At 72.7% G+C, this 19,929-nt stretch carries 25 protein-coding genes; 16 read left to right on the top strand and 9 right to left on the bottom strand.

The window, feature by feature from the left end; translation table 11 throughout:
- Positions 1 to 17 precede the first annotated feature (17 nt).
- Positions 18 to 1,139, bottom strand: a complete 1,122-nt coding sequence (locus HD593_RS26060; protein ID WP_185104713.1) for a tartrate dehydrogenase — start codon at positions 1,137 to 1,139, stop codon at positions 18 to 20.
- A gap of 173 nt (positions 1,140 to 1,312) precedes the next feature.
- Here HD593_RS26060 and HD593_RS26055 point away from each other — a divergent pair, with 173 nt between their 5' ends.
- From HD593_RS26055 to HD593_RS26035, 6 genes are all read left to right on the top strand, one after another.
- Complete coding sequence (locus HD593_RS26055; RefSeq protein ID WP_185104712.1) at positions 1,313 to 2,236, top strand: LysR family transcriptional regulator; 924 nt, start codon at positions 1,313 to 1,315, stop codon at positions 2,234 to 2,236.
- A gap of 194 nt (positions 2,237 to 2,430) precedes the next feature.
- On the top strand, positions 2,431 to 2,622 hold the full coding sequence (locus tag HD593_RS26050) for a hypothetical protein (RefSeq protein WP_185104711.1): 192 nt from the start codon (positions 2,431 to 2,433) through the stop codon (positions 2,620 to 2,622).
- 10 nt (positions 2,623 to 2,632) lie between these two features.
- On the top strand, positions 2,633 to 2,758 hold the full coding sequence (locus tag HD593_RS63585; RefSeq protein WP_281402473.1) for a hypothetical protein: 126 nt from the start codon (positions 2,633 to 2,635) through the stop codon (positions 2,756 to 2,758).
- Positions 2,759 to 3,247: 489 nt separating this feature from the next.
- Positions 3,248 to 3,619 (top strand): hypothetical protein, encoded by a 372-nt coding sequence (locus tag HD593_RS26045; RefSeq protein WP_185104710.1) that lies wholly within the window; start codon positions 3,248 to 3,250, stop codon positions 3,617 to 3,619.
- A 31-nt stretch (positions 3,620 to 3,650) separates the two neighbouring features.
- Entirely contained in the window at positions 3,651 to 4,229 is a 579-nt protein-coding gene (locus HD593_RS26040) for a hypothetical protein (RefSeq protein ID WP_185104709.1), read from the top strand.
- Between the two features lie 26 nt (positions 4,230 to 4,255).
- A complete protein-coding gene (locus HD593_RS26035) occupies positions 4,256 to 4,618 on the top strand; it encodes a hypothetical protein (RefSeq protein WP_185104708.1) in 363 nt (120 codons plus the stop codon).
- A gap of 73 nt (positions 4,619 to 4,691) precedes the next feature.
- Here HD593_RS26035 and HD593_RS26030 read toward each other — a convergent pair whose 3' ends face one another.
- The 4 genes from HD593_RS26030 to HD593_RS26015 form a co-directional block, all read right to left on the bottom strand.
- Positions 4,692 to 5,939: an MFS transporter gene (locus HD593_RS26030; RefSeq protein ID WP_185112124.1), complete on the bottom strand. Its 1,248-nt coding sequence runs from the start codon at positions 5,937 to 5,939 to the stop codon at positions 4,692 to 4,694.
- 61 nt (positions 5,940 to 6,000) lie between these two features.
- Complete coding sequence (locus HD593_RS26025) at positions 6,001 to 6,981, bottom strand: ABC transporter substrate-binding protein (protein ID WP_185104707.1); 981 nt, start codon at positions 6,979 to 6,981, stop codon at positions 6,001 to 6,003.
- Positions 6,978 to 7,775 (bottom strand): ABC transporter ATP-binding protein, encoded by a 798-nt coding sequence (locus HD593_RS26020; RefSeq protein ID WP_185104706.1) that lies wholly within the window; start codon positions 7,773 to 7,775, stop codon positions 6,978 to 6,980. The genes HD593_RS26025 and HD593_RS26020 overlap by 4 nt, the downstream gene beginning before the upstream one ends.
- Positions 7,775 to 8,812: a FecCD family ABC transporter permease gene (locus HD593_RS26015; RefSeq protein ID WP_425262873.1), complete on the bottom strand. Its 1,038-nt coding sequence runs from the start codon at positions 8,810 to 8,812 to the stop codon at positions 7,775 to 7,777. The genes HD593_RS26020 and HD593_RS26015 overlap by 1 nt, the downstream gene beginning before the upstream one ends.
- Before the next feature lie 183 nt (positions 8,813 to 8,995).
- Here HD593_RS26015 and HD593_RS26010 point away from each other — a divergent pair, with 183 nt between their 5' ends.
- The 5 genes from HD593_RS26010 (at position 8,996) to HD593_RS25990 (ending at position 15,205) form a co-directional block, all read left to right on the top strand.
- Positions 8,996 to 9,979 (top strand): permease, encoded by a 984-nt coding sequence (locus HD593_RS26010; RefSeq protein ID WP_246546724.1) that lies wholly within the window; start codon positions 8,996 to 8,998, stop codon positions 9,977 to 9,979.
- Entirely contained in the window at positions 9,976 to 10,665 is a 690-nt protein-coding gene (locus HD593_RS26005) for a TIGR03943 family putative permease subunit (protein WP_185104705.1), read from the top strand. The genes HD593_RS26010 and HD593_RS26005 overlap by 4 nt, the downstream gene beginning before the upstream one ends.
- Positions 10,666 to 10,750: 85 nt before the next feature.
- Positions 10,751 to 12,556: an ABC transporter ATP-binding protein gene (locus HD593_RS26000; RefSeq protein WP_221524961.1), complete on the top strand. Its 1,806-nt coding sequence runs from the start codon at positions 10,751 to 10,753 to the stop codon at positions 12,554 to 12,556.
- The gene (locus tag HD593_RS25995) at positions 12,556 to 14,313 is read left to right on the top strand and encodes an ABC transporter ATP-binding protein (protein WP_185104704.1); all 1,758 of its coding nucleotides are present in this window, start codon (positions 12,556 to 12,558) and stop codon (positions 14,311 to 14,313) included. The genes HD593_RS26000 and HD593_RS25995 overlap by 1 nt, the downstream gene beginning before the upstream one ends.
- A 49-nt stretch (positions 14,314 to 14,362) precedes the next feature.
- Complete coding sequence (locus tag HD593_RS25990) at positions 14,363 to 15,205, top strand: class I SAM-dependent methyltransferase (RefSeq protein WP_185104703.1); 843 nt, start codon at positions 14,363 to 14,365, stop codon at positions 15,203 to 15,205.
- Here the strand turns inward: HD593_RS25990 and rpmF are convergent.
- From rpmF to rpmG, 4 genes are all read right to left on the bottom strand, one after another.
- The gene (gene rpmF / locus HD593_RS25985; RefSeq protein ID WP_185112120.1) at positions 15,132 to 15,299 is read right to left on the bottom strand and encodes a 50S ribosomal protein L32; all 168 of its coding nucleotides are present in this window, start codon (positions 15,297 to 15,299) and stop codon (positions 15,132 to 15,134) included. The genes HD593_RS25990 and rpmF overlap by 74 nt on opposite strands.
- 2 nt (positions 15,300 to 15,301) lie before the next feature.
- A complete protein-coding gene (gene rpsN / locus HD593_RS25980) occupies positions 15,302 to 15,601 on the bottom strand; it encodes a 30S ribosomal protein S14 (protein WP_185104702.1) in 300 nt (99 codons plus the stop codon).
- Positions 15,601 to 15,837 carry a 50S ribosomal protein L28 gene (gene rpmB / locus HD593_RS25975; RefSeq protein WP_185104701.1) on the bottom strand — a complete coding sequence of 79 codons (237 nt, stop codon included), beginning with the start codon at positions 15,835 to 15,837 and terminating at the stop codon, positions 15,601 to 15,603. The genes rpsN and rpmB overlap by 1 nt, the downstream gene beginning before the upstream one ends.
- Before the next feature lie 106 nt (positions 15,838 to 15,943).
- Positions 15,944 to 16,108, bottom strand: a complete 165-nt coding sequence (gene rpmG / locus HD593_RS25970) for a 50S ribosomal protein L33 (protein WP_185104700.1) — start codon at positions 16,106 to 16,108, stop codon at positions 15,944 to 15,946.
- A 72-nt stretch (positions 16,109 to 16,180) separates the two neighbouring features.
- On the opposite strand from rpmG, the gene HD593_RS25965 reads away from it, so the two are divergent.
- From HD593_RS25965 to HD593_RS25945, 5 genes are all read left to right on the top strand, one after another.
- Positions 16,181 to 17,323, top strand: a complete 1,143-nt coding sequence (locus HD593_RS25965; RefSeq protein ID WP_221524960.1) for a CobW family GTP-binding protein — start codon at positions 16,181 to 16,183, stop codon at positions 17,321 to 17,323.
- The gene (gene rpsR / locus HD593_RS25960; RefSeq protein ID WP_185104698.1) at positions 17,320 to 17,547 is read left to right on the top strand and encodes a 30S ribosomal protein S18; all 228 of its coding nucleotides are present in this window, start codon (positions 17,320 to 17,322) and stop codon (positions 17,545 to 17,547) included. Before HD593_RS25965 ends, rpsR begins: the two co-directional genes overlap by 4 nt.
- Positions 17,548 to 17,705: 158 nt before the next feature.
- Entirely contained in the window at positions 17,706 to 18,086 is a 381-nt protein-coding gene (locus HD593_RS25955; protein ID WP_185104697.1) for a DoxX family protein, read from the top strand.
- 35 nt (positions 18,087 to 18,121) lie between these two features.
- A complete protein-coding gene (locus HD593_RS25950; RefSeq protein WP_185104696.1) occupies positions 18,122 to 18,568 on the top strand; it encodes an ester cyclase in 447 nt (148 codons plus the stop codon).
- Between the two features lie 37 nt (positions 18,569 to 18,605).
- A complete protein-coding gene (locus HD593_RS25945) occupies positions 18,606 to 19,799 on the top strand; it encodes a cytochrome P450 (protein WP_185104695.1) in 1,194 nt (397 codons plus the stop codon).
- The last annotated feature ends 130 nt before the right edge of the window (positions 19,800 to 19,929 follow it).

Raw genomic sequence — 19,929 nt, 5'->3', positions numbered from 1 at the left:
AGGACCGCGCCTACCGGTCAGGCCGGCGCGTCCTCCGGTCGCGGACCGCGTCCCCTGGATGCTCCGGTCGCGATCTCGGCGGCGATCGCCGTGCCGAGGCCCGCGGTCGTCCCGGAGCCGCCGAGGTCGGGGGTGAGCACCTCCGGCTGCTCGTCGAGCACGGTCTCGATCGCGGCCACGATCCGCGCCGCCGCGGCGGGCTCTCCCAGGTGGTCGAGCATCATGGCACCGCTCCAGATCTGGCCGACCGGGTTGGCGATCCCGCGTCCGGCGATGTCGGGAGCCGAGCCGTGGACCGGCTCGAACAGGCTCGGCCAGGTGCGGTCCGGGTTGATGTTGGCGCTCGGGGCGATCCCGATCGTCCCCGCGCACGCCGGCCCGAGGTCAGAGAGGATGTCCCCGAAGAGGTTGCTCGCGACGACGACGTCGTACTGCTCGGGGCGCAGGACGAACTTCGCCGCGAGGATGTCGACGTGGTCCTTGTCCGCGGCCACGTCCGGGTACCGCTCGGCCATCAGGGCCGCGCGCTCGTCCCAGTACGGCATCGTGATGGAGATGCCGTTGCTCTTGGTCGCCCACGTCAGGTGCCTGCGTGGCCGGGAGCGGGCCAGCTCGAACGCGTACCGCAGCACCCGGTCCACGCCGGTCCTGGTCATCACGGTCTCCTGCACGACCGTCTCGCGGTCGGTGCCCTCGAAGATCCGGCCCCCGATGTTCGAGTACTCGCCCTCGGTGTTCTCGCGGACGACCAGGAAGTCGATGTCGCCCGGCCGCCGGTCACGCAGCGGGCTGCGCACTCCGCGCAGCAGCCGTACCGGCCGCAGGTTGACGTACTGGTCGAACTCGCGGCGGAACTTCAGCAGGCTGCCCCACAGCGACACGTGGTCGGGCACGACCTCGGGCCACCCGACCGCGCCGAAGAAGATCGCGTCGAACCCGCCGAGCACCTCCCGCCAGTCCGGCGGCAGCATCTCGCCGTGCCGCACCCAGTAGTCGGCGCAGGCGAACCCGAACTCGACGGTCTCCAGCTCGAATCCGTGAGCCCGCGCGGCGGCGCGCAGGCACCGCAGCCCTTCCGGGACGACCTCACCTCCGATGCCGTCGCCCGGGATGACCGCGATGCGGTAACGGTGGGACACAGGCGCTCCTCCGGCCTCGTCGACAGTGCGCGCACCCGGCCCGGCGGGCGGGTGCGCCTCCACCTTCGACGGCGGAGAACGCCGCGGCAAGCACGTCTGGAGCAACCTATCCTTTCGCTCATGGAAAGACGACGGCGCCACGGCCGCCGTGCCGCGACGCGGTGACCACCTCGATGGACGACCTCCGCTTCTTCCAGGTGGTCGCCTCCAGCGAATCGCTCACCGCGGCCGCCCGCGAGCTGGGCTGCTCCCTGCCCGTGGTCAGCAAGCGCCTCGGCGCCCTGGAGCGCCGGCTCGACGTGCGTCTGGTGCACCGCGGCCCGCGCCGGCTCGCGCTGACCCCCGAGGGGGAGGTCTACGCCGCGCGCCTGGAGACGATCCTCGACCAGGTCCGCGAGCTCGAGGACCTGGTCACCCACCGCTCCGGCGACCTGCGGGGCTCCATCGTGGTCCAGGCGACCCTGGGCCTCGGACGCGCGCACGTCGCGCCGCTGCTCGGCGAGTTCACCGCCCGGCATCCCCGGCTGAACGTGCAGCTCCGTACGACGGCCCTGCCCCTGCGGCCGCACCGTCGCGAGTTCGACCTGGCCGTCCACGTCGGAACGCCCCCGGACTCCTCCCTGCGGATGCGCCGGCTGGCGGAGAACCGCCGGGTTCCCTGCGCCGCCCCCTCCTACCTGGAACGGAGCGGAACGCCCGAACGCGTGGAGGACCTGGCCGACCACGACTGCATCGTGCTCCGCGAGAACGAGGGCGACTTCGCCCTGTGGCGCTTCGGCGACGCCGGGAACCCGCGCCAGATCCGCGTGCACGGCCGGCTGTCCAGCAACGACGGGGACATCGTGACCGGCTGGGCACTGCAGGGCCGCGGGGTGATCATGCGATCGGAATGGCAGATCCGGTCCCACCTGCAGAGCGGCGCCCTGGTGCGCGTGCTGCCCGGGGTGCCGACCCCGCCCGCCGACATCTACGCGCTCCTGTCCGACGACGTCCACGTGCCCCGGCGGATCAGCGAGCTGGCCGACCACCTGGCCGCACGGCTCCCGGACCGGATCGCCGGCTCCACGCTTTCCCCTGATCTTCCAGAACTGCGGTGAACGATCAACGATGACCGGCGAAGCGCTCGATCACTACCGGGAACTGCTCGACACCCATGTCGAGCTACGCGGCGACACCTGTGCCTCCTGGACCCGGATTCCGGACGTCGCGGAGGTCGCTTCACGTTTCGGGAACCTGGTGGAGCCGGTGGGCCGCTGGACCTTCTCTGGCGCCGCCGAGTACCGGGACCGGCATGACCCGTCATCCGGCGAGGAGCAAGATCCGATCGTGCGGGCCGGGCGTACGCGTCCTGGGTTACCAGGCCGAGTACGCGGAGGAGCCCCCGGCGCTCTCGCCCACGTTCGAGCAGGTAACCGGAAGGAAGGGCCGGACGCTCGCGCCGTGGGCGGCCGATCACGCCGCTGAGCTGGCCCCGGACGCCTGACGGCGGGGCGGTGCAGCGGGGTCTCGGCCCGCCGCACCGCCCCTGCCACCACCGGTACGCCACCGTCCTGATCGGCGCCGAGACCGGCGAGCGGATCGACGTCCTGTCCGGCCGGCGCACAACCGGCCCGCCCTGACCGGAACAGCACACCGAGCGCGAGCCCGATCAGCCCGGCGACGATCGGCGCACCGGTCCACAGCTCGGGCACCGCGGGCAGACCTCCCCCAACGGCCGAGGCGACCCCGATGTAGAGCGTCCAGGTGCCGAACGCCGACCCGACAACACCGGCACGTCCCGGAAGCCCGTCTGCGCGACAGGCCTGGGGCACCACCCGGCGGCGCGACGGCCGGGCCCTGCCCCAGGGACAGCGCCTGGACGATGGGCCTGGGGCCGGAGCTGCAAGGCGCCGCCGTACGACAGGAACTGCGACACGAGCGTGGTCGCGAACGCGAGGCCGAGCAGCACCGTCACCAGATCCGTCCTGGGAGACACCCATCGGCGGGGCTCCCCCGTGTCCGCCGTGAATCGCGATCGCCGTGTACCAGAAATGTGCCGTCAATATTCCGGTCAGATTCATAATCAGGGCGCGGCAGAGCTCTTCAGACCCTCTGCTGGAAGGGAACCCATGAAACTCAGATCCGGTCTCATGGTGGTCGCGGTCGTCGGCGCGACGATAGCCGTGACTCCCGCCGCCGCGTACGCCGACTACTACACCACCTACAAGAACAGTGCGGCCAGGGGAGGCACCCTCTACCTCCATTCACTGATGGGCCCCAGGAAAGGCGGCCGGACCAGCATCGCCGGCAGCCTCTTCCGCATCTATGCGAACACCTACAACGGTGCTGACGGCGGCCTGTATGCCACCGCCAACAGCGTGAGCGGAACCGTCGTGCTCAGTCACCCGCGCTACAACTATGGCCGTAGCGGCTGCAAATGGATACTCGGCGGCTCGCGCGTAAACCACAACCTGAAATGCGAATCACGCGTCGCCGCGTAGCCGGGAAAGCAGGAGAGAGAGGATTTTCGTCATGAGAAAACCGTTGATCCTGACTGCCGCCGCCGCGGCCGGGGCCGCGGCGATCGGCCTTTTCCTCGTCGTCACGGCGCAGGCCGGCACCGCGACCTCGAAAGCCCCGATCGAGCAGCTGTCTCTCATGTCCCGGCAGCAGACCGAGGCCGATCACCTGCCGGCGTTCGTCTCCGCGGGGACCGAGGTCGGCGACCTGGTCGCCGCGGACACGACCCGGCGCCTCGGTTCCTCCGGCGCCAGTACGTACTGGTCCGGGGTCGACGCCAAGGGGCGGCTCTGCCTGATCACGGTCATCGGTGACCAGGAGGCCGACTTCGTCGCCGGCGCTTCGTGCGCGGAGGCGTCCGACTTCACCGGAAAGGGCGTGGGCCTCCAGGTGGCCGGCCCGCCCGGCGCGAGCGAGGCCTATCTCCTGCCGGACGGCGTGCCCGCCGCCCAACTGGGCGACGGATACACCGTGGTGTCACCGAACCTGGTGCTGTCCGACCCGGCCGCGGAGGCGGCCGACCCGCGAAGCGTTACCGGAACGAGCGGAACCTTCACCCTTTCCGACCTGTCGCCCACCGCGGCGCGATGACTTCTTCCGAGACGAGGAGCCAGGCCATGTCACTCCGGAAGAGGCCGCTGTCCCTCATTCTGGCGTTCCTTCTGTCGGTTCCGGTGTTCGCCGCCACGACCGGGACCGCGCACGCCGCCCTCATCACGTACTGCTACCGCGACCTCGGCTCCGGCCGGGAATGCGCCAGCGCTTCCTACCTGTCGCTCAGGGGAGGCACCGTCGAGAGCGCATCATGGACGGCCGTGCACCTCTATACCGACTCGAACGTCACGAACGCGTCGTACAGTTCGACGGGTACTTCCGGGCATACCACGATGACGCATCCACGACTCAGCCCGGCGTACAGCACCTGCAAGTGGACCGGTTTCAAGGGCACCTCACGCATCGTCTGCAAATACCGCACCTGAACGTTCCCGTCCCCGCTCGGCGCGTGGCCGGGCGGGGGCGTTCGCGTCCGAGCCGCCCGACGTGACCTCCGGTTCAGGGCCTCCCCGGCCGGGTGAAGCCGCGGCTGCCGGGCGCCAGGGCCGCGGCGGCCGGAGCGAGGAAGCACACCAGCGCGCACCCGGCCAGGACCGGCTGCCAGCCGAAGGCGTCGATGGCCGGGGCGAGGAAGGCGAGGCCGGCAGGGGCCAGGCCGTAGGAGACGAGGAAGTCGAGCGAGGAGACCCGGGCCAGCAGGCGCGGCTCCACCTCGCGCTGCGTGGCGGTGAACCAGGGCACGTTGAACACCTCGATGCCCAGCCCGGCCAGCGCGTACGCGGCGAACACCACCGCCGGGTGCACCGGGAGCAGCAGGCTGAGCGGCGCGAAGCCGTACAGGGCCAGGCCGGCGAGCGCGGTCCAGCCCTGGGCGCGCGGTGTCCAGCGGGCCACGAGCAGCGCGCCGGCGAGGGCGCCGAGGGTGTAGGCGGTGAGCGCCGCCGCCAGGACCGCCTCGCTGCCGTAGCGGTCGCGGCTGACCAGCGGGAGCGCCACGCCGGTGGCCGAGTAGCCGGTGAAGATGACGGCGGCCAGCGCGCCCAGCCCGGCGAGGAACCACGGGTGCCGGCGCGCCTCGCGCACGCCCTCGCCGAACTCCGTGAAGAACCGCACGCCCTCGCCGGACTCCGCGAAGAACCGCGCGCCGTCCGCCGCGCGGGCCGGGGCGGGCAGGCCCCGGGGCGGCAGTACGGCGGCGGCCAGCCACAGCAGCCCGGTGCCCATCAGCAGCCACCAGGTGTCCAGAACGGCGGCCAGCAACGCCGTGCCCGCCGGCGCGACGAGGGTGGTGACGCGCACGGCCAGGGTCATGGCGGCGTTGGCCTGCCGGCGGCGACCGGCGTCCACGACTTCGGCCGTGAGCGCCTGGAACGCGGGCCGGCACGCCCCCTGGCCCGCGCCGACGATCGCCGCGGCCACGGCCATGAGCGGGATCGACCGTCCCAGCCCGAGCGCGATGAACGGGGTGGCGAGCGCGGCGGCCAGCCCGGCCCACCACACGACGGCGCGGCGCGAGTACCGATCGGCCAGGACTCCGCTGATCGGCACCGCGAGGAGGAAGCCCACGGTGCGGGTGGCCAGCACGATCCCGAGCCCGGCGGCGGTGAGCCCGCGGTCCAGTACGGCGAGCCCCAGCACGAAGGGCAGCGCCCAGGTCGCCAGCCCCGAGGCGGTGGTGCCGCACCACAGCCGGACGAACGGCCTCTCGCGCAGGACGGACCGCGCCGCGGACGGCGAGGCGGGCATCGGTACGATCACAGGTGGGCTCCTCCGCAGGACCGGAACGGGTTCGCCGCCGCCCGGCCGTTCACGCCGGGAGTTCGCGCAGGTACTTCGCGAACCCTTCCAGGCCGTCGATGTTGCGCGGCCCGCTGATGCCCTCGTTGTAGTCCAGGACGTAGAAGCGGTCGTTGACCACGGCGGGCAGCTTGCTGGTGGTGGGGAACTCCTTCAAGAACCTGATCTTCTCGGCCGCGGGCTTGTCCCCGTAGTCCAGGATGATGATCACCTCCGGCTTGGCCTCGACCACGGCCTCCCAGGTGACCTCGCCCCAGCGCGCGTCCAGGTCGCCGAACACGTTCCGGCCGCCGGCGAAGCGGATGATGTCGGTGGGCGGCACCTGGCTGCCGGCGGTGAACGGCTTGTCGGTGCCGGAGTCGTAGAGGAAGACGGGGGCCGGGTCGCCCGCGGGCGCCTGGGCGCGGACGGCCTCGACGCGCTTGCGGTAACCGTCGATCAAGGTCCGGGCCCGGTCCTCGACGCCGAAGATCTTGCCGAGGCGTTCGAGGTCGGTGTAGAGGGCTTCGAACGGCGCCACCCGCTCGGGGTGGCCCGGGTAGTTGAAGCACGACTCGGTGTGCATGAAGCTCTGGATCTTCAGCCCGTCGAGGATCTCGGGGGTGATGCCGCGCTGGTCGCTGAAGCCGGAGCGCCAGCCGGCGACGACGAAGTCGGCCTTGGCGTCCACGACCAGCTCCCGGTTCAGCAGGTCGTCGCTGAGGAGCTTCACCTTCGCGTACTCGGCGGCCCAGGGCGACTCCGTGACCGGCGGGTTGGCCGGCGGCATGACGTAGCCGTGCACGTGCTCGGTGAGCCCGAGGGCGAACAGCTTGTCCGCGCTGCCGCCCTCGTAGGCGACGGCCCGGCGGGGCGTGGTGTACTGGACGTCCTCGCCGCACCTCTTGACCGTCACCGTGCGCGCGGCGGTGCCGCCGCCCTCGACCTGCGCGCCGCATCCGGCGAGCAGGAGCGTGCCCGCCAGGAGCACGGCGAGGGTAGGTCTCTTCACTCGGGGTTTCCTTTCGTGGTCGTGGCCGCGCCCAGGTCGTAGAGGACCTGCGGCACTCCGGTCAGCGGGTGGGGGACGACGCTCGCCTCGACGCCGAACGCCTCGCGCAGCAGGTCCTCGGTGAGGACCTCGGCGGGCGGGCCGCACGCGACGAGGGCGCCGCGCGACAGCACCGCCAGCCGGTCGCAGGCGGAGGCGGCGAGGTTGAGGTCGTGCAGGGTGACGAGCACGCTCAGCCCCGAGCCCTTGAGCATCGACAGCAGCCGGATCTGGTGGTGCAGGTCGAGGTGGTTGGTGGGCTCGTCGAGCACCAGCACCCGCGGCTCCTGGACGAGCGCCCGGGCGACGAGGACGCGCTGCCGTTCCCCGCCGGACAGCGACAGCACGCCGCGCCCGGCCAGGTGCAGCACCTCCATCCGGGCCATCGCCGCGCGGCACAGCTCCCGCTCGCGGGCGCTGAGGGCCTGATTGCCGCGCAGGTGGGGGGCGCGGCCGAGGGCGACGACCTCCTCCACCGTGAAGTCGAGGTCCGCCCGCCCCTCCTGGGTGAGCGCGGCGATCACACGGGCGCTGTCGCGCAGCGGCATCCGCGACAGCTCCTCGCCGTCGATCCGCACCGCGCCGCCCGTCGGCCGCAACGCCCGGTACACGCAGCGCAGGGCTGTCGTCTTGCCCGACCCGTTGGGCCCGACCAGCCCCACCACCTCCCCGTCCCCGACGGTGAGCGCCAGGTCCCTGACGATGGCGGCGCCGTCGATGGACACCGAGAGATCGTCCAGCAGCAGGCGGGCCATCAGCGTCCTCCGAACAGGTAGCCGCGGCGCCGCAGCAGGACGACGAAGACCGGCACGCCCACCAGCGCCGTGATCACACCCAGCGGCAGCTCGCGCGGCGCCACCAGCGTCCTGGACACCAGGTCCGCCCAGACCATGAAGATCGCCCCTGCCAGCGGGGCGATGGTGAGCACGCGTACGTGTGCCGCCCCCGCCCACAGCCGCACCAGGTGCGGCATGACCAGCCCGACGAAGCCGATCGCGCCGCTGACCGCGACCATCGCGCCGGTGGCCAGCGACGTCAGCACGAACAGGCCCTTGCGCAGCCTGACCGTGTCCACGCCGAGGCTCACCGACGTCTCATCGCCGAGGGCGAGCACGTCCAGGCCGCGTGAGAGGCGGCGCAGCACCACGACGGTGACGGCGGTGACGGCCGCCACGACCGGCAGCGCCCCCCACGTGGCCGCGCCGAAGCCGCCCATCGACCAGAACAGCACCGTGCTCGTCGACTCGCCGTCCGGGACGAAGTACACGATCAGGCTCATCACGGCCTGGAAGCCGAACGCCATCGCCACGCCGGTGAGCACCAGCCGCAGCGGCGTCAGGCCGCCCGCGCCGCGCGAGGCCAGGTAGACCAGGGCGGAGACGAGCAGCGCGCCGAGGAACGCGCCGGCCGAGACCGCGTAGATCCCCAGCGCGGTGAGCGCGCCGGTGGCGCTCACCAGGACCGCCCCGGCCGACGCCCCCGACGACACGCCCAGCACGAACGGGTCGGCCAGCGCGTTGCGCACCATCGCCTGGATCGCCACGCCGACCACGCTCAGCCCGGCCCCGACCAGCACCGCCAGCAGCACGCGCGGCGTCCGCACCTGCCAGATGATCTGGTACGCGGTGACCTCCTCGGCCGTGATGGAGCCGCCGGTCACGGCCGCCCACAGGAAGCGCAGCGTCTCCCCCGGCGGCACCGCGGCGGCGCCGAGCCCGATCGCGAGCAGCACCGACACCGCGAGGACGCCGGACAGCAGCACGACGATCAGCGGCACGGCCGCTCTGCGGATCGGTGGGTCTCCGGCTTCCGGGACCGCCGGTGACGAGGCCACGCCGGAGCCCGGGGAACGCGACTCGCGCAACGATCTCAAGGACACTCCAGAAAATGAGAATCATTTCCGGCAGACCGTATCATCATCAACAACTCGCGCACATCGGGGCGCTAGTCTGCCTGCGTGCGGATGGGGAGGGTGATGGCACAGCCGAGCACGGCGGACCGGCGGGCCCCGGGCGGGTTCCGGCTTCCGTGGGCGTTCCTCGTTCTCGCGGGTCTGCTGGTGGCGGGGCGGTTCCTGCTCGCGCCGCACCTGACGCATCCGGCGCTGCGGACGTGGGCGACCGTGTTCGTGGCGGTGTGCGTGCAGGCGCTGCCGTTCCTGGTGCTGGGGGTGGCGCTGTCGGCGGCCATCACCGCGTTCGTGCCCGCCTCTTTCTGGACGCGGGCGCTGCCCCGGCGTACCTACGCTGCGGTTCCGGTGGCGGGCCTGGCGGGAGCGGTGCTGCCCGGTTGCGAGTGCGCGTCGGTGCCGGTGGCCTCCGGGCTGATGGCGCGCGGGGTGGCGCCGCCGGCGGCGCTGGCGTTCCTGCTGGCCTCCCCGGCGATCAACCCGATCGTGCTGGTGGCCACCGCGGTGGCCTTTCCCGACGACCCGGCGATGGTGGTGGCCAGGTTCGGCGCCTCGCTGGCCGTGGCCGTGCTGGCGGGCTGGTTCTGGGCCCGGTTCGGGCGTGCCGCGTGGCTGCCGGTGCCCCGGCGGAGCGTCGAGGCCGGCCAGGGCAGGGCGGGCGCCTTCGTGGACACGATGCGTCACGACCTGCTGCACGCCGGCGGGTTCCTGGTGGTCGGCGCGCTGGCCGCGGCGACCCTGAACGTGGCCATCCCCCGCGACTGGCTGACCGCGGTGGCCGGGGTGCCGGTCGTGTCGGTGCTGGTGCTGGCACTTCTGGCGGTGCTGCTGTCGATCTGTTCGGAGGCCGACGCGTTCGTGGCGGCCTCGTTCACGGCCTTCTCCCCCACGGCCAAGCTGGTGTTCCTGGTGGTCGGGCCGATGGTGGACCTGAAGCTCATCTCCTTGCAGGCGGGCACGTTCGGCCGGGCCTTCGCCTGGCGTTTCGCGCCGCTCACGCTGGTCCTGGCGATCGCGGCCGGCTTCGTGGCGGGCTGGGTGCTGTTGTGAGCCGCCAGGCGCAGGGCGCCGTCCTGCTGATCCTGGGTGCGACGGTGCTGAGCATCTCCGCGTTCTCCACGACGTACGTCAACTACGTCAGGCCGGGCTTCCGGCCGCTGCTCGTGGGGGCCGGTGCGGTGCTGGTGGTTCTCGGCCTGCTGTCCTTCGCCGCCGGGCTGCTGGACCGGCCCGGCGCCCACCGGCACGGGCCGCGGGTGGCGTGGTTGCTGGCCGTGCCGGTGTTCGCCATCGTGCTGATCGCCCCGCCCGCGCTCGGCGCCTTCGCGGCCAGGCAGAGCGGCGGCTCGCCGGCGCCCGCCCGGACCGGGGGCTACGGCGCCTTGGCGGGAGGCGAGGTGACGGAGCTGACGCTGGGCGAGTTCATCGGCCGCGCCTATGCCCGGTCGGGGCCGCCGCTGGCCGGCAGGCAGGTCAGGCTGATCGGTTTCGCCGTCCCGGCCGAGGACGGCAGGGGCTGGCATCTGACGCGGATGCGGATCCGCTGCTGCGCCGCCGACGCGCTCGCGCTGGAGGTCGCCGTCCAGGGGGTGGCCGCGCCGGCGGAGGACACGTGGGTGGCGGTCACGGGCACCTGGGTTCCGTGGCGGGGCGGGGTGCCGGATGACTACGTGGTCCCGGCCCTGAACGCGACCGCTGTGACCGCCGTCGGGCGGCCGGCGGAGCCGTACGAATAGAGGTCACCTCCGGCGGGTTACGAAATCTTGCGACAATGATTATCATTTGCCTCACTTGTCGGACGTTGACCGCGAAGGGTGAGGCATGTCCGCTTCCACGGCCCCCTCGGTGCTGGCCCCCGCTCGCGCCACCTTGATCGGGTGTGCTGTTCTGACCGCCGTCAGCGCGCTGGCCGGGATGGCGCCGCTGATCGCGGTGGTCGAGATCAGCCGGCGCCTGCTCCACGGGGATACGGACGTGTGGCCGATCATCGTGGTCGCCCTCGCCGCCCTGGCCGTCAAGCAGCTCGGCACGTTCGGCGCGGGGGTGCTGACGCATCTGGCCGACATCCGGGTGTCGTTCAGGATCCGGCGGGAGCTGCTGGCCAAGCTGCGCAGGCTGCCGCTGGGCTGGTTCACCGACCGCAACTCGGGGATCGTGAAGAAGACGGTCGAGGACGACGTCGCCGCGCTGCACCAGCTCATCGCCCACTCCGTGGTGGAGGTGACGGCCGCCGCCGTCCCCGTGGTGGTCGCGATCGGCTACCTGCTCGCCGTGGACTGGCGGATGGCGCTGATCAGCCTGGTTCCGCTGGTCGCCGGGCTGGTCGTGTACCAGCGGGCGATGGCCGGGGCGGGGACGAAGTACCCGGAGTTCATGGCGTGGCTGACCCGGCTGAGCGGGGCGGCGGTCGAGTTCGTCAACGGCATCGGGGTGGTCAAGGCGTTCGGCACCCCGGGGGTGGCCAGCCGCCGCTTCCAGGAGGTGTCCCGAAATTTCGCCCGCTTCTTCCTCGACTGGGCGAGGGCGACGACCAGGGCCTCGGTCATCTCGGAGATCCTGCTGTCGCCGCCGAGCGTGCTCGTCGTCATGGTGGGCGCGGGCGGCGCCCTCACCGCCGCCGGGTGGTTGCCGCTGACGAGCCTCATCGCGTTCCTGGTGTTCGGGACCGTCACCACCGCGGGCCTGATGACCGTCATGATGTCGATCCACCCGCTGGTCACGGCGCTGAGCGTGGCGCGCGGCATCCGCGAGGTGCTCGCCGCCCCCGAGCTGCCCGTCCCGGCGAACCCGATCGTGCCCGACCCCGCCGCTCCAGGCCCGGTGGTACGGATGCGCGGGATCCGCTTCGCGTACGGTGACACGGTCGCGCTCGACGGCGTGGACCTGGACCTCGAACGGGGCACGGTCACCGCGCTGGTCGGCCCGTCCGGGTCCGGCAAGTCCACCCTGGCCAAGCTGCTGCCCCGGTTCGACGACCCCCAGCAGGGCTCGGTCGAGCTGTACGGGACCGACCTGCGCGACCTCGACCCGGCCGAGCTGTACCGGCACGTCGCGTTCGTCTTCCAGGACTCGGCGCTGCTGCGCATGAGCGTCCGCGACAACATCCGCCTGGCCCGCCCGGACGCCGGCGACGACGAGGTGCGCGCGGCGGCGGCCAAGGCGCAGATCCTCGACCGCCTGGACGCGCTGCCGCGCGGCCTGGACTCGGTGGCGGGCGAGGACGCGGAGCTGTCCGGGGGCGAGGAGCAGCGGGTGTGCGTCGCCCGCGCGATCCTCGCCGACCGGCCCATCCTCGTGCTCGACGAGGCGACCGCGAGCGCGGACCCGGAGAACGAGGCCCGCATCCAGGACGCGCTGAGCGAGGTCGCGCGGGGCCGTACCGTGCTGGTCATCGCGCACCGGCTGAGCACGATCCGCGGCGCCGACCGGATCGTCGTGCTGGACGAGGGCCGCGTCGCCGAGCAGGGACGGCACGAGGAGCTGCTCGCCCGGCAGGGCCTGTACGCCCGGCTGTGGGAGCACGACCAGCGCGCCCGCGAAGGCGGCACGCAGGGGCTGGAGGCCCCCGATGACCCCGCAGAGGCCGGAGTCCCGCCGATGACCGCACAGAGGCTGGAGGCCCGCTGATGATCGCCATGATCCGCTACCTGTCCGAGCTGCTCGACGGGCGCGGGCGGCGCCACCTGCGCGTCATGCTCGCCGCCCAGGCCGGGCAGGGCGTGCTGCAGGGGCTGGGCTTCGTGTCCGTGGCCCCGCTCGTGGCCGCCCTCACCACGGCGCCGGTGGACTGGAGCCGCTTCTGGCTCTGGGCGGGCGTGATCACCGCCGCGGTCGCCGCTCACCACGCGCTGCTCGCCTGGAGCACCTCCCTCGGGTACGTCGTCGGCACCGACGTGCTGACCGGCTTCCACGAGCGCCTCGGCAACCACCTCGCCGCGCTGCCGATCGGCTGGTTCCGCGGCGACCGTACCGGCCCCATCGGGCGGATGCTCGGCAAGGGCACCATGGACGTCGCCAACATCCCCGCCCACCTCCTGCGCCACGTCGTCATCGGCCTCACCGCCCCCGCCACCATGATCCTCGGCAGCTTCCTGCTCGACTGGCGGATCGGCCTGGCCTTCACCGCCGGCGCGGTGCTGTGCGCCCTGGCCCTGCGGCTGCTCATGGTGATCGTGCGGCGCAACGACGACGACTACGAGCACGACATCGGCGTCAGCGCCTCGCGCATCGTCGAGTACGCCCGCCGGCAGCCGGCCCTGCGCGCGTACGGCGTGCTCGACCGGCCCGAGCTCGGCACCCTGGAGGAGTCCCTGGTCCGCCAGCAGGGCTCCCAGTCGCGGCTCACCATCCGGGGAGCCTGGGGCCTGATCGTGTTCTTCGGCGCCCTGCAACTGGTGGTCACCGCCGTCATCGCGCTCACGGTCGTGTTCACCCTGCAGGGCACCATGACGCTCGCGGTCATGATCGGCCTGATGATCGTCACGCTGCGCCTGCTCGACCCGATCTCGCAGCTCGGCGAGCTGGCCGGCACCGTGCAGGTCAACGCCGACGCCATCGGCCGCGTACGGGCGCTGCTCGCGGTGCCGCCCCTGCCCGAGCCGGCCGAACCCGCCGAGCCGGCCGGCACCGGCATCGAGCTGCGCGGCGTGCGCTTCGGCTACGACGACGGGCCGGCCGTGCTCGACGGCATCGACGTGACGATCCCCGCCGGCAGCTTCACCGCCGTCGTGGGCCCGTCGGGCGCGGGCAAGAGCACCCTGCTCAAGCTGATCGGCCGCTTCTTCGACGTCACCGAAGGCACGATCCGCATCGGCGGCCTGGACGTCCGCGACCTCGGCAGCGCCGGCGTCTCCCGGCTGACCGCGCAGGTCTTCCAGGACGTCTACCTGTTCGAGGGCACGATCGCCGGCAACCTGCGCATGGCGGCACCGGACGCCACGGACGCCGACCTCGACCGGGTCGCCCGCGTCGCCCGCCTCGACGAGGTCGTCGAACGCCTGCCCGACGGCTGGCACACCCGCGTCGGCGAGGCCGGCTCCACCCTGTCCGGCGGCGAGAGACAGCGCGTCTCGATCGCCCGAGCCCTGCTCAAGGACGCCCCGATCGTGCTGCTGGACGAGGCCACCGCCGCCCTCGACCCGGCCAACGAGGCCGCCGTCGCCGACGCCATCGCCGAGCTCGCCCGCGAACGCACCGTCATCGTCGTCGCCCACCGCCTGTCCACCGTGGTCGCCGCCGACCGCATCCTCGTCCTCGACCGCGGCCGCATCACCGAACACGGCGACCACGACACCCTGCTCGCCGCCGGCGGCACGTACGCCCGCTTCTGGCACGAACGCGTCCGCGCCCGCGGCTGGCAGCTCACCTCGGAAGGCACCCTGTGACCGCCGGATCCGGGGCGCCGGCCGCAACCCCTTCCAGACGGAGGTTCCCATGACAGCCGCCGGCATCGGCACCGTCTTCGACAGCGCCGCCGTCCAGTACGCCGAGGTCTCACCGCTGCTGTGGGACCGCATCGGCGCGGCCACGGTCACAGCCGCGGCGATCGGAGCGGGCGAACGGGTGCTGGACGTGTGCTCCGGCGCGGGCTCCTCGGCCATCCCCGCCGCGCGGGCCGCCCAGCCGCACGGCCACGTGGACGCCATCGACCTCGCCGGCGAACTCCTCGCCCACGGCCGCCGCCGCGCCGCCGCCGAAGGGCTCCAGAACGTGCGCTTCGTGCAAGCCGACGCGACCGCCTGGGAGGGCCCCGCCTACGACGTGGTGCAGTGCGTCCACGGCGTCTTCTTCCTGCCCGACATGGACGCCTCCGTCTCCCGCCTGGCCGCTCTGCTGCGGCCCGGCGGGCGGCTGGTCATCACCACCTGGGCCCAGGGCGCCATGGAGGGCTTCGGCCGGCTGCTCGGCGAAGCCGTCGGGCACGTGCGGCGAGCCCAGGTGGAGCCGCCCTCCAGCAGGCAGGCGGCGTCCAGGATCGGCACCGAGGAGGACCTGCACGCCTGGCTCGCCGCCCGCGGGCTCACGCAGGTCACCGTGACCCGCTTCCCCCTGCGCATCCCGCTGGACGCCGCGCTCGCCTGGCGGGTGGTGCTCGGCAGCGGCTTCCGCGGCATGCTCGCCGGTGGGCCGGCGACGCCGGCACACCCGCGGGCAGATCGCCGCGCCCGGCCGTCCCCGGGCGCGGCGGGCCGGTCCTGTGGCCTCAGTCGGCGACGATCAGCCCGCGCTGGTAGGCGCGGACGAGGCGGCGCGGGACGAGCAGTTCCCTGCCGTTGACGGTGATCGGGACGAGGTCGGGGACGGTGGCCTTCCACTGGCTGCGGCGGTGGCGGGTGTTGCTGCGGGAGGTCTTGCGCTTGGGCACGGCCATGGTCACCAGCTCGCCTTCGTGATGCCGGGCAGCTCGCCGCGGTGCGCCATCTCGCGGAAGCGCACCCGGGAGAGCCCGAACTTGGTCAGGTGGCCGCGGGGGCGGCCGTCGACGGAGTCGCGGTTGCGCACCCGGGTGGCGCTGGCGTCGCGTGGCTGGCGGGCCAGCTCGCGGGCCGCGTCGATCCGTTCCTGCGGGGTGCCGGTGCGGATGCGCTCCTTCAGCTCGGCGCGCCGCTCGGCGTAGCGGGCGACGACGGCCTTGCGCCGCTCGTTCGCGGCGATCTTGCTCTTCTTCGCCATCAGACCTTCTCCCCTCTGGCCCGGATCCGCGCGACGGCAGCCTCGACGCCGATCTTGTCGACGGTCTTGATCGCGCGGGCACTGAGGGTGAGCCGGACGAAGCGGTCCTCGCTGGGCAGCCAGTAGCGGCGCTGCTGGATGTTGGGGTTCCAGCGGCGCCGGGTGCGGCGGTGGGAGTGGGAGACGTTGTTGCCGAAAACCGGCTTGAGGCCGGTGAGCTGGCAGTGGGCGGACATCAGTTCCTTCCGTGACGCTGGTCGAGCCGCTCGGCGCGGCGGTGAGTGGGGAACGCGCCCGGATCGCGGAGGACGACCGGGCGGTAGCCGGGGTGGACGCCCTTCTTCATCGCTCCTCCCTGAACAGGACGTGCCGGCGGATGGTCGGGTCGTACTTGCGCAGGGTGAGCCGGTCGGGGTCGTTCCGCCGGTTCTTGGTGGTCACGTACGTGTAGCCGGTGCCGGCCGTGGACTTGAGTTTGATCACGGGTCGCACCTCGTCTCTGGCCACGGGGTTCCTTTCTGCTTGCGAAGCTGTGCCATGATAACGAAAACGATTATCATCTCAACACCTGGAGGTTCGTTGGCCACCCCCGTCGTCCTCGTCGCGGGCCTGCACGCCACGGCCCGCACCACCACCGTCGAACGGCTCCTGGCCGAGCACCCGGGCTCGATCGCCGTCCACCACGACCTCGGCGAGGTCACCCGCGGCCTCGTCCGGCGGACCGTCCGTGACGCCGATCACGTGCTGGACACCGCCGACGTGCGCCTGGCCCACGGCTGCGTCACCTGCACCGTCCGCGAGGACCTGCTCCCCCAGCTCGTCCTGCTGGCACCCGGCGCGACGCTGCTGATCGTGGACCTGTGGGACGCGGTCGAGCCGCGTTCGGTCGCCGAGGCCGTCGACTGCGCGGAGGCCCGGGACCTCCTGCGGCTCACCGCCGTGCTCACGGCCCTGGACGCCGCCGCCATGCCGGACGACATCACCCGCGGCGAACGCCTCGCCGAGGTCGGCAGGCCCGCCGCGAACGGCGACCGGCGCTACCTCGCCGAGGTACTGGCCCGGCAGCTCGAATACCCCACCGGCCTGGTCCTGCACGGCGGCGACGACGACGATCGGGAGCTGTCCCGCGCCGTCCTCGCCCACCTCGCCCCCATCACCCCGGTCCACACCACCGACGCTCTCCCCCCGGTCACCGGCGCCGCCCTGTGCACCGCCGAGCTGGCCGAACGCGTGGACCCTTCCACCGCCCAGCTCCCCTGCGACGCGCGCACCGACGAGATCGTCACCACGGTCTGGCGCAGCCGCCGCCCCCTGCACCCTGCCCGGCTCTTCGAGGCCGTGGACGAGCTGGTCACCGAGTCGGTGCGCTCCCGCGGCCGGTTCTGGCTGGCCACCCGCCCCGGGCAGCTCCTCGCCTGGGACGCCGTCGCCGGCATCGTCTCGGCCGAGGACGCCGGCCCCTGGCTGGCCGCCCTGCCGGAAGCCGCCTGGGACCTGGTCTCCCCGGCCCGCCGCCTGACCGCCTCCCTCGACTGGGCCGACCCGTACGGCGACCGCGTCCAGCACCTGGTCTTCACCGGCCCCGACCTCGACCCCGCCCGCTTCCACGCCCTGCTCGGCTCCTGCCTGCTCACCGAGCAGGAGGAAGCGGCCGGCCCGGACGCCTGGGCCCGCTACGACGACCCGTTCGCCCCCATCCTCGCCATCAAGGAGAACGCATGAAGCCCCGCCGCGCCCCGCGCAAGAAGCCCAACCCGCTGCTGAACGCCGACCGCGTCGACTACAAGGACACCGCCCTGCTGCGCAAGTTCATCTCCGACCGGGGCAAGATCCGCAGCCGCCGCGTCACCGGCGTCACCGTCCAGCAGCAGCGCCAGATCGCCCGGGCCATCAAGACCGCCCGCGAGATGGCCCTGCTCCCCTACGCCTCCCGCCCCACCGCGTGAACGACTGAGCCGGGCGGCCCCCGGCTCGGACCGTTCCGCGTTCCCGGCTCCGAGGTGTCCCCCGGGAGGCCGCCCGTTCGTCGCCTGGATATGAGCGACAACTTTTCCGGCTCCCGCGCCGCCGCTTCGACCCCGGCCTCCAAGGGTGGGGCACCTCGATGAACGTGTTCCTGTGGATCGTGCAGGCGGTCCTGGCCGCCTCGTTCGCCGCGTCGGGCCTGGCGAAGCTCACCCGGCCGAAGGGCGAGCTGGCCGGCAGGTACTCGTGGATGGAGACGTACTCCCAGGGCACGCTGCGGAGCATCGGCGTGCTGGAGGTGCTGGGTGCGGCCGGGCTGATCGTGCCCGCTGCCACGGGGATCGTGCCCGTGCTGACGCCGATCGCCGCGGCCGGCCTGGCGGTGATGATGATCATGGCGGCTGCCGTGCATCTCCGCCGCGGGGAGCCGTCCGGGCTGCTGGTCACCGTCGTCCTCTTCGCGCTGGCCGCGCTCGCCGGCTGGGGCCGGTTCGGCCCCTACGCCGCCCTGGACCTGTAACCCCCGAACATCCCTATGAACCCAGGAGACACCACATGCCGATCATCACCACGGCGGAACACAACAAGGAGACACTCCGCCGCTTCCACGCCGCCGTCAGCAGCGGCGACGAAGAGATCATCTCCAGGACGATCGACGAGATCGTCCATCCGGACGTGCAGGTCGGCACGCCGCTGCCGCTCGAGGTGACGGGGACCGCGGCGATGAAGGAGGTGCTCGCGGTGCTGCGCCGGGCCTTCCCCGACCTCCGCATCCAGATCGAGGACGTGATCGCTGAAGGGGACAGGGTCGTCACCAGGAACACGGTCACCGGGACGCACCGGGGCGAGTACATGGGCATCCCGCCGACCGGCAGGTCCATCACGTACAAGGAGGTCATCATCGCCCGTTTCACGGACGGGCGGGTCGCCGAGACCTGGGCGGTCGTCGATGTCATGTCGCAGATGCGGCAGCTCGGTGTGTTCAAGGGACCGAACGCCTAGCCAGGCGTTCACACGGCACAGGACGGGTGGACGGACGATGACGCAAGCGAACGAGCCGCCGCTGCAGCTGCGGCGGAACGGGCTCGACCCGGCGGAGGAGCTGGCCCGGGCCCGCGACGGCGAGGGCGTGGTCCGGGTGGAGACGCCGTGGGGGCTGCCCGGGTACCTGGTCTGCCGCCACGCGGACGTCCGCCGGGTGCTGACGGATCCGGTCCGGTTCAGCAGCGCGCTGACCCCGCTCCGCGGAGCCGGCGCGCTCGATCCCGGCGAAGCGGCGAGGATGCGCGCCGGGCAGCTGATCGGGCTGGACCCGCCGGAGCACACCCGGCTGCGCCGGATGCTGACTCCGGAGTTCACGGCGCGCCGGATGCGCCGGCTCGAACCGCGGATCACCGAGATCGTCCAGTCAGCGCTGGACGATCTGGAACGGGCGGGCAGGCCGGCCGATCTGGTGGCGCACTTCGCGCTGCCGGTGCCGTCCCTGGTGATCTGCGAGCTGCTGGGTGTGCCGCGGGCCGACCGCGCCGCGTTCCAGGACCGTGCCACGCGCCTGCTCGACACGTCCTTGCCGGCGGAGGAGCTGGCCGCGGTGCGGCGGGAGGAGCGCGCGTACCTGGCCGATCTGGTTGCCCGCGCGCGGGCCGATCGGGGTGAGGACCTGCTGGGCACGCTCGTACGCGAGGACGGCGACGAGCTCGGCGCCGACGAGCTCGTCGGCGTCGCCGGGCAGCTGCTGCTGGCCGGGCACGAGACCACCTCGAACATGCTCGGCCTGGGCACCCTGGCCCTGCTCCGGCACCCGGACCAGCTCGCGATGATCCGCGAGGACCCGGCGCGGATCGAGCCCGCCGTCGAGGAGCTGCTGCGGTGGCTGTCCATCTCCCAGTCGCCTCCGCCCCGCACCACCACGGCCGAGGTGGAGGTCGCCGGGCAGGTCATCCCCGCGGGAGCGCTGGTGATCTGCTCGCTGCCCGCCGCCAACCGCGACCCCGCGTTCGCCGCCGACCCGGACCGGCTCGACGTCACCCGGGAGCCCGCCGGTCATGTCGCGTTCGGTCACGGCGTGCACCACTGTCTCGGGGCGCCGCTGGCCCGGATGGAGCTGCGCATCGCCTTCTCCCTCCTGCTCCGGCGGTTCCCCGGGCTCGCCCTGGCGGACCCGTACGAGCGGGTGGACTTCCGGGTCTTCAGCGTCGTGTTCGGGCTCAACGCGCTACGGGTGACGTGGTGAGCGCGCCGGACCGCGGCTGGCGAGAGAGCGGTCACGGCTGCTGAAGGCTCTTGTCACCCTGCCCACGAACCGTCATGCTTGCAAGCACTATGCTGTTGCAAACTGTGTGCAATAAGGACGTGGGGCGCTT

The sequence above is a fragment of the Nonomuraea rubra genome (genome assembly GCF_014207985.1).
GTDB classification, from domain to species: Bacteria; Actinomycetota; Actinomycetes; order Streptosporangiales; family Streptosporangiaceae; genus Nonomuraea; species Nonomuraea rubra.
This window is presented reverse-complemented; position numbering and strand designations above follow the sequence as displayed.

Bases quoted from the DNA above. Each gene is read 5' to 3' on its own strand.
- HD593_RS26055 (WP_185104712.1), top strand. From the start codon at position 1,313: ATGGACGACCTCCGCTTCTTCCAGGTGGTCGCCTCCAGCGAATCGCTC.
- HD593_RS26050 (WP_185104711.1), top strand. From the start codon at position 2,431: ATGACCCGTCATCCGGCGAGGAGCAAGATCCGATCGTGCGGGCCGGGC.
- HD593_RS26045 (WP_185104710.1), top strand. From the start codon at position 3,248: ATGAAACTCAGATCCGGTCTCATGGTGGTCGCGGTCGTCGGCGCGACG.
- HD593_RS26040 (WP_185104709.1), top strand. From the start codon at position 3,651: ATGAGAAAACCGTTGATCCTGACTGCCGCCGCCGCGGCCGGGGCCGCG.
- HD593_RS26035 (WP_185104708.1), top strand. From the start codon at position 4,256: ATGTCACTCCGGAAGAGGCCGCTGTCCCTCATTCTGGCGTTCCTTCTG.
- HD593_RS26030 (WP_185112124.1), bottom strand. From the start codon at position 5,939: ATGCCCGCCTCGCCGTCCGCGGCGCGGTCCGTCCTGCGCGAGAGGCCG.
- HD593_RS26020 (WP_185104706.1), bottom strand. From the start codon at position 7,775: ATGGCCCGCCTGCTGCTGGACGATCTCTCGGTGTCCATCGACGGCGCC.
- HD593_RS26010 (WP_246546724.1), top strand. From the start codon at position 8,996: ATGGCACAGCCGAGCACGGCGGACCGGCGGGCCCCGGGCGGGTTCCGG.
- HD593_RS26000 (WP_221524961.1), top strand. From the start codon at position 10,751: ATGTCCGCTTCCACGGCCCCCTCGGTGCTGGCCCCCGCTCGCGCCACC.
- HD593_RS25995 (WP_185104704.1), top strand. From the start codon at position 12,556: ATGATCGCCATGATCCGCTACCTGTCCGAGCTGCTCGACGGGCGCGGG.
- HD593_RS25990 (WP_185104703.1), top strand. From the start codon at position 14,363: ATGACAGCCGCCGGCATCGGCACCGTCTTCGACAGCGCCGCCGTCCAG.
- rpmF (WP_185112120.1), bottom strand. From the start codon at position 15,299: ATGGCCGTGCCCAAGCGCAAGACCTCCCGCAGCAACACCCGCCACCGC.
- rpsN (WP_185104702.1), bottom strand. From the start codon at position 15,601: ATGGCGAAGAAGAGCAAGATCGCCGCGAACGAGCGGCGCAAGGCCGTC.
- rpmB (WP_185104701.1), bottom strand. From the start codon at position 15,837: ATGTCCGCCCACTGCCAGCTCACCGGCCTCAAGCCGGTTTTCGGCAAC.
- rpsR (WP_185104698.1), top strand. From the start codon at position 17,320: ATGAAGCCCCGCCGCGCCCCGCGCAAGAAGCCCAACCCGCTGCTGAAC.
- HD593_RS25955 (WP_185104697.1), top strand. From the start codon at position 17,706: ATGAACGTGTTCCTGTGGATCGTGCAGGCGGTCCTGGCCGCCTCGTTC.
- HD593_RS25950 (WP_185104696.1), top strand. From the start codon at position 18,122: ATGCCGATCATCACCACGGCGGAACACAACAAGGAGACACTCCGCCGC.
- HD593_RS25945 (WP_185104695.1), top strand. From the start codon at position 18,606: ATGACGCAAGCGAACGAGCCGCCGCTGCAGCTGCGGCGGAACGGGCTC.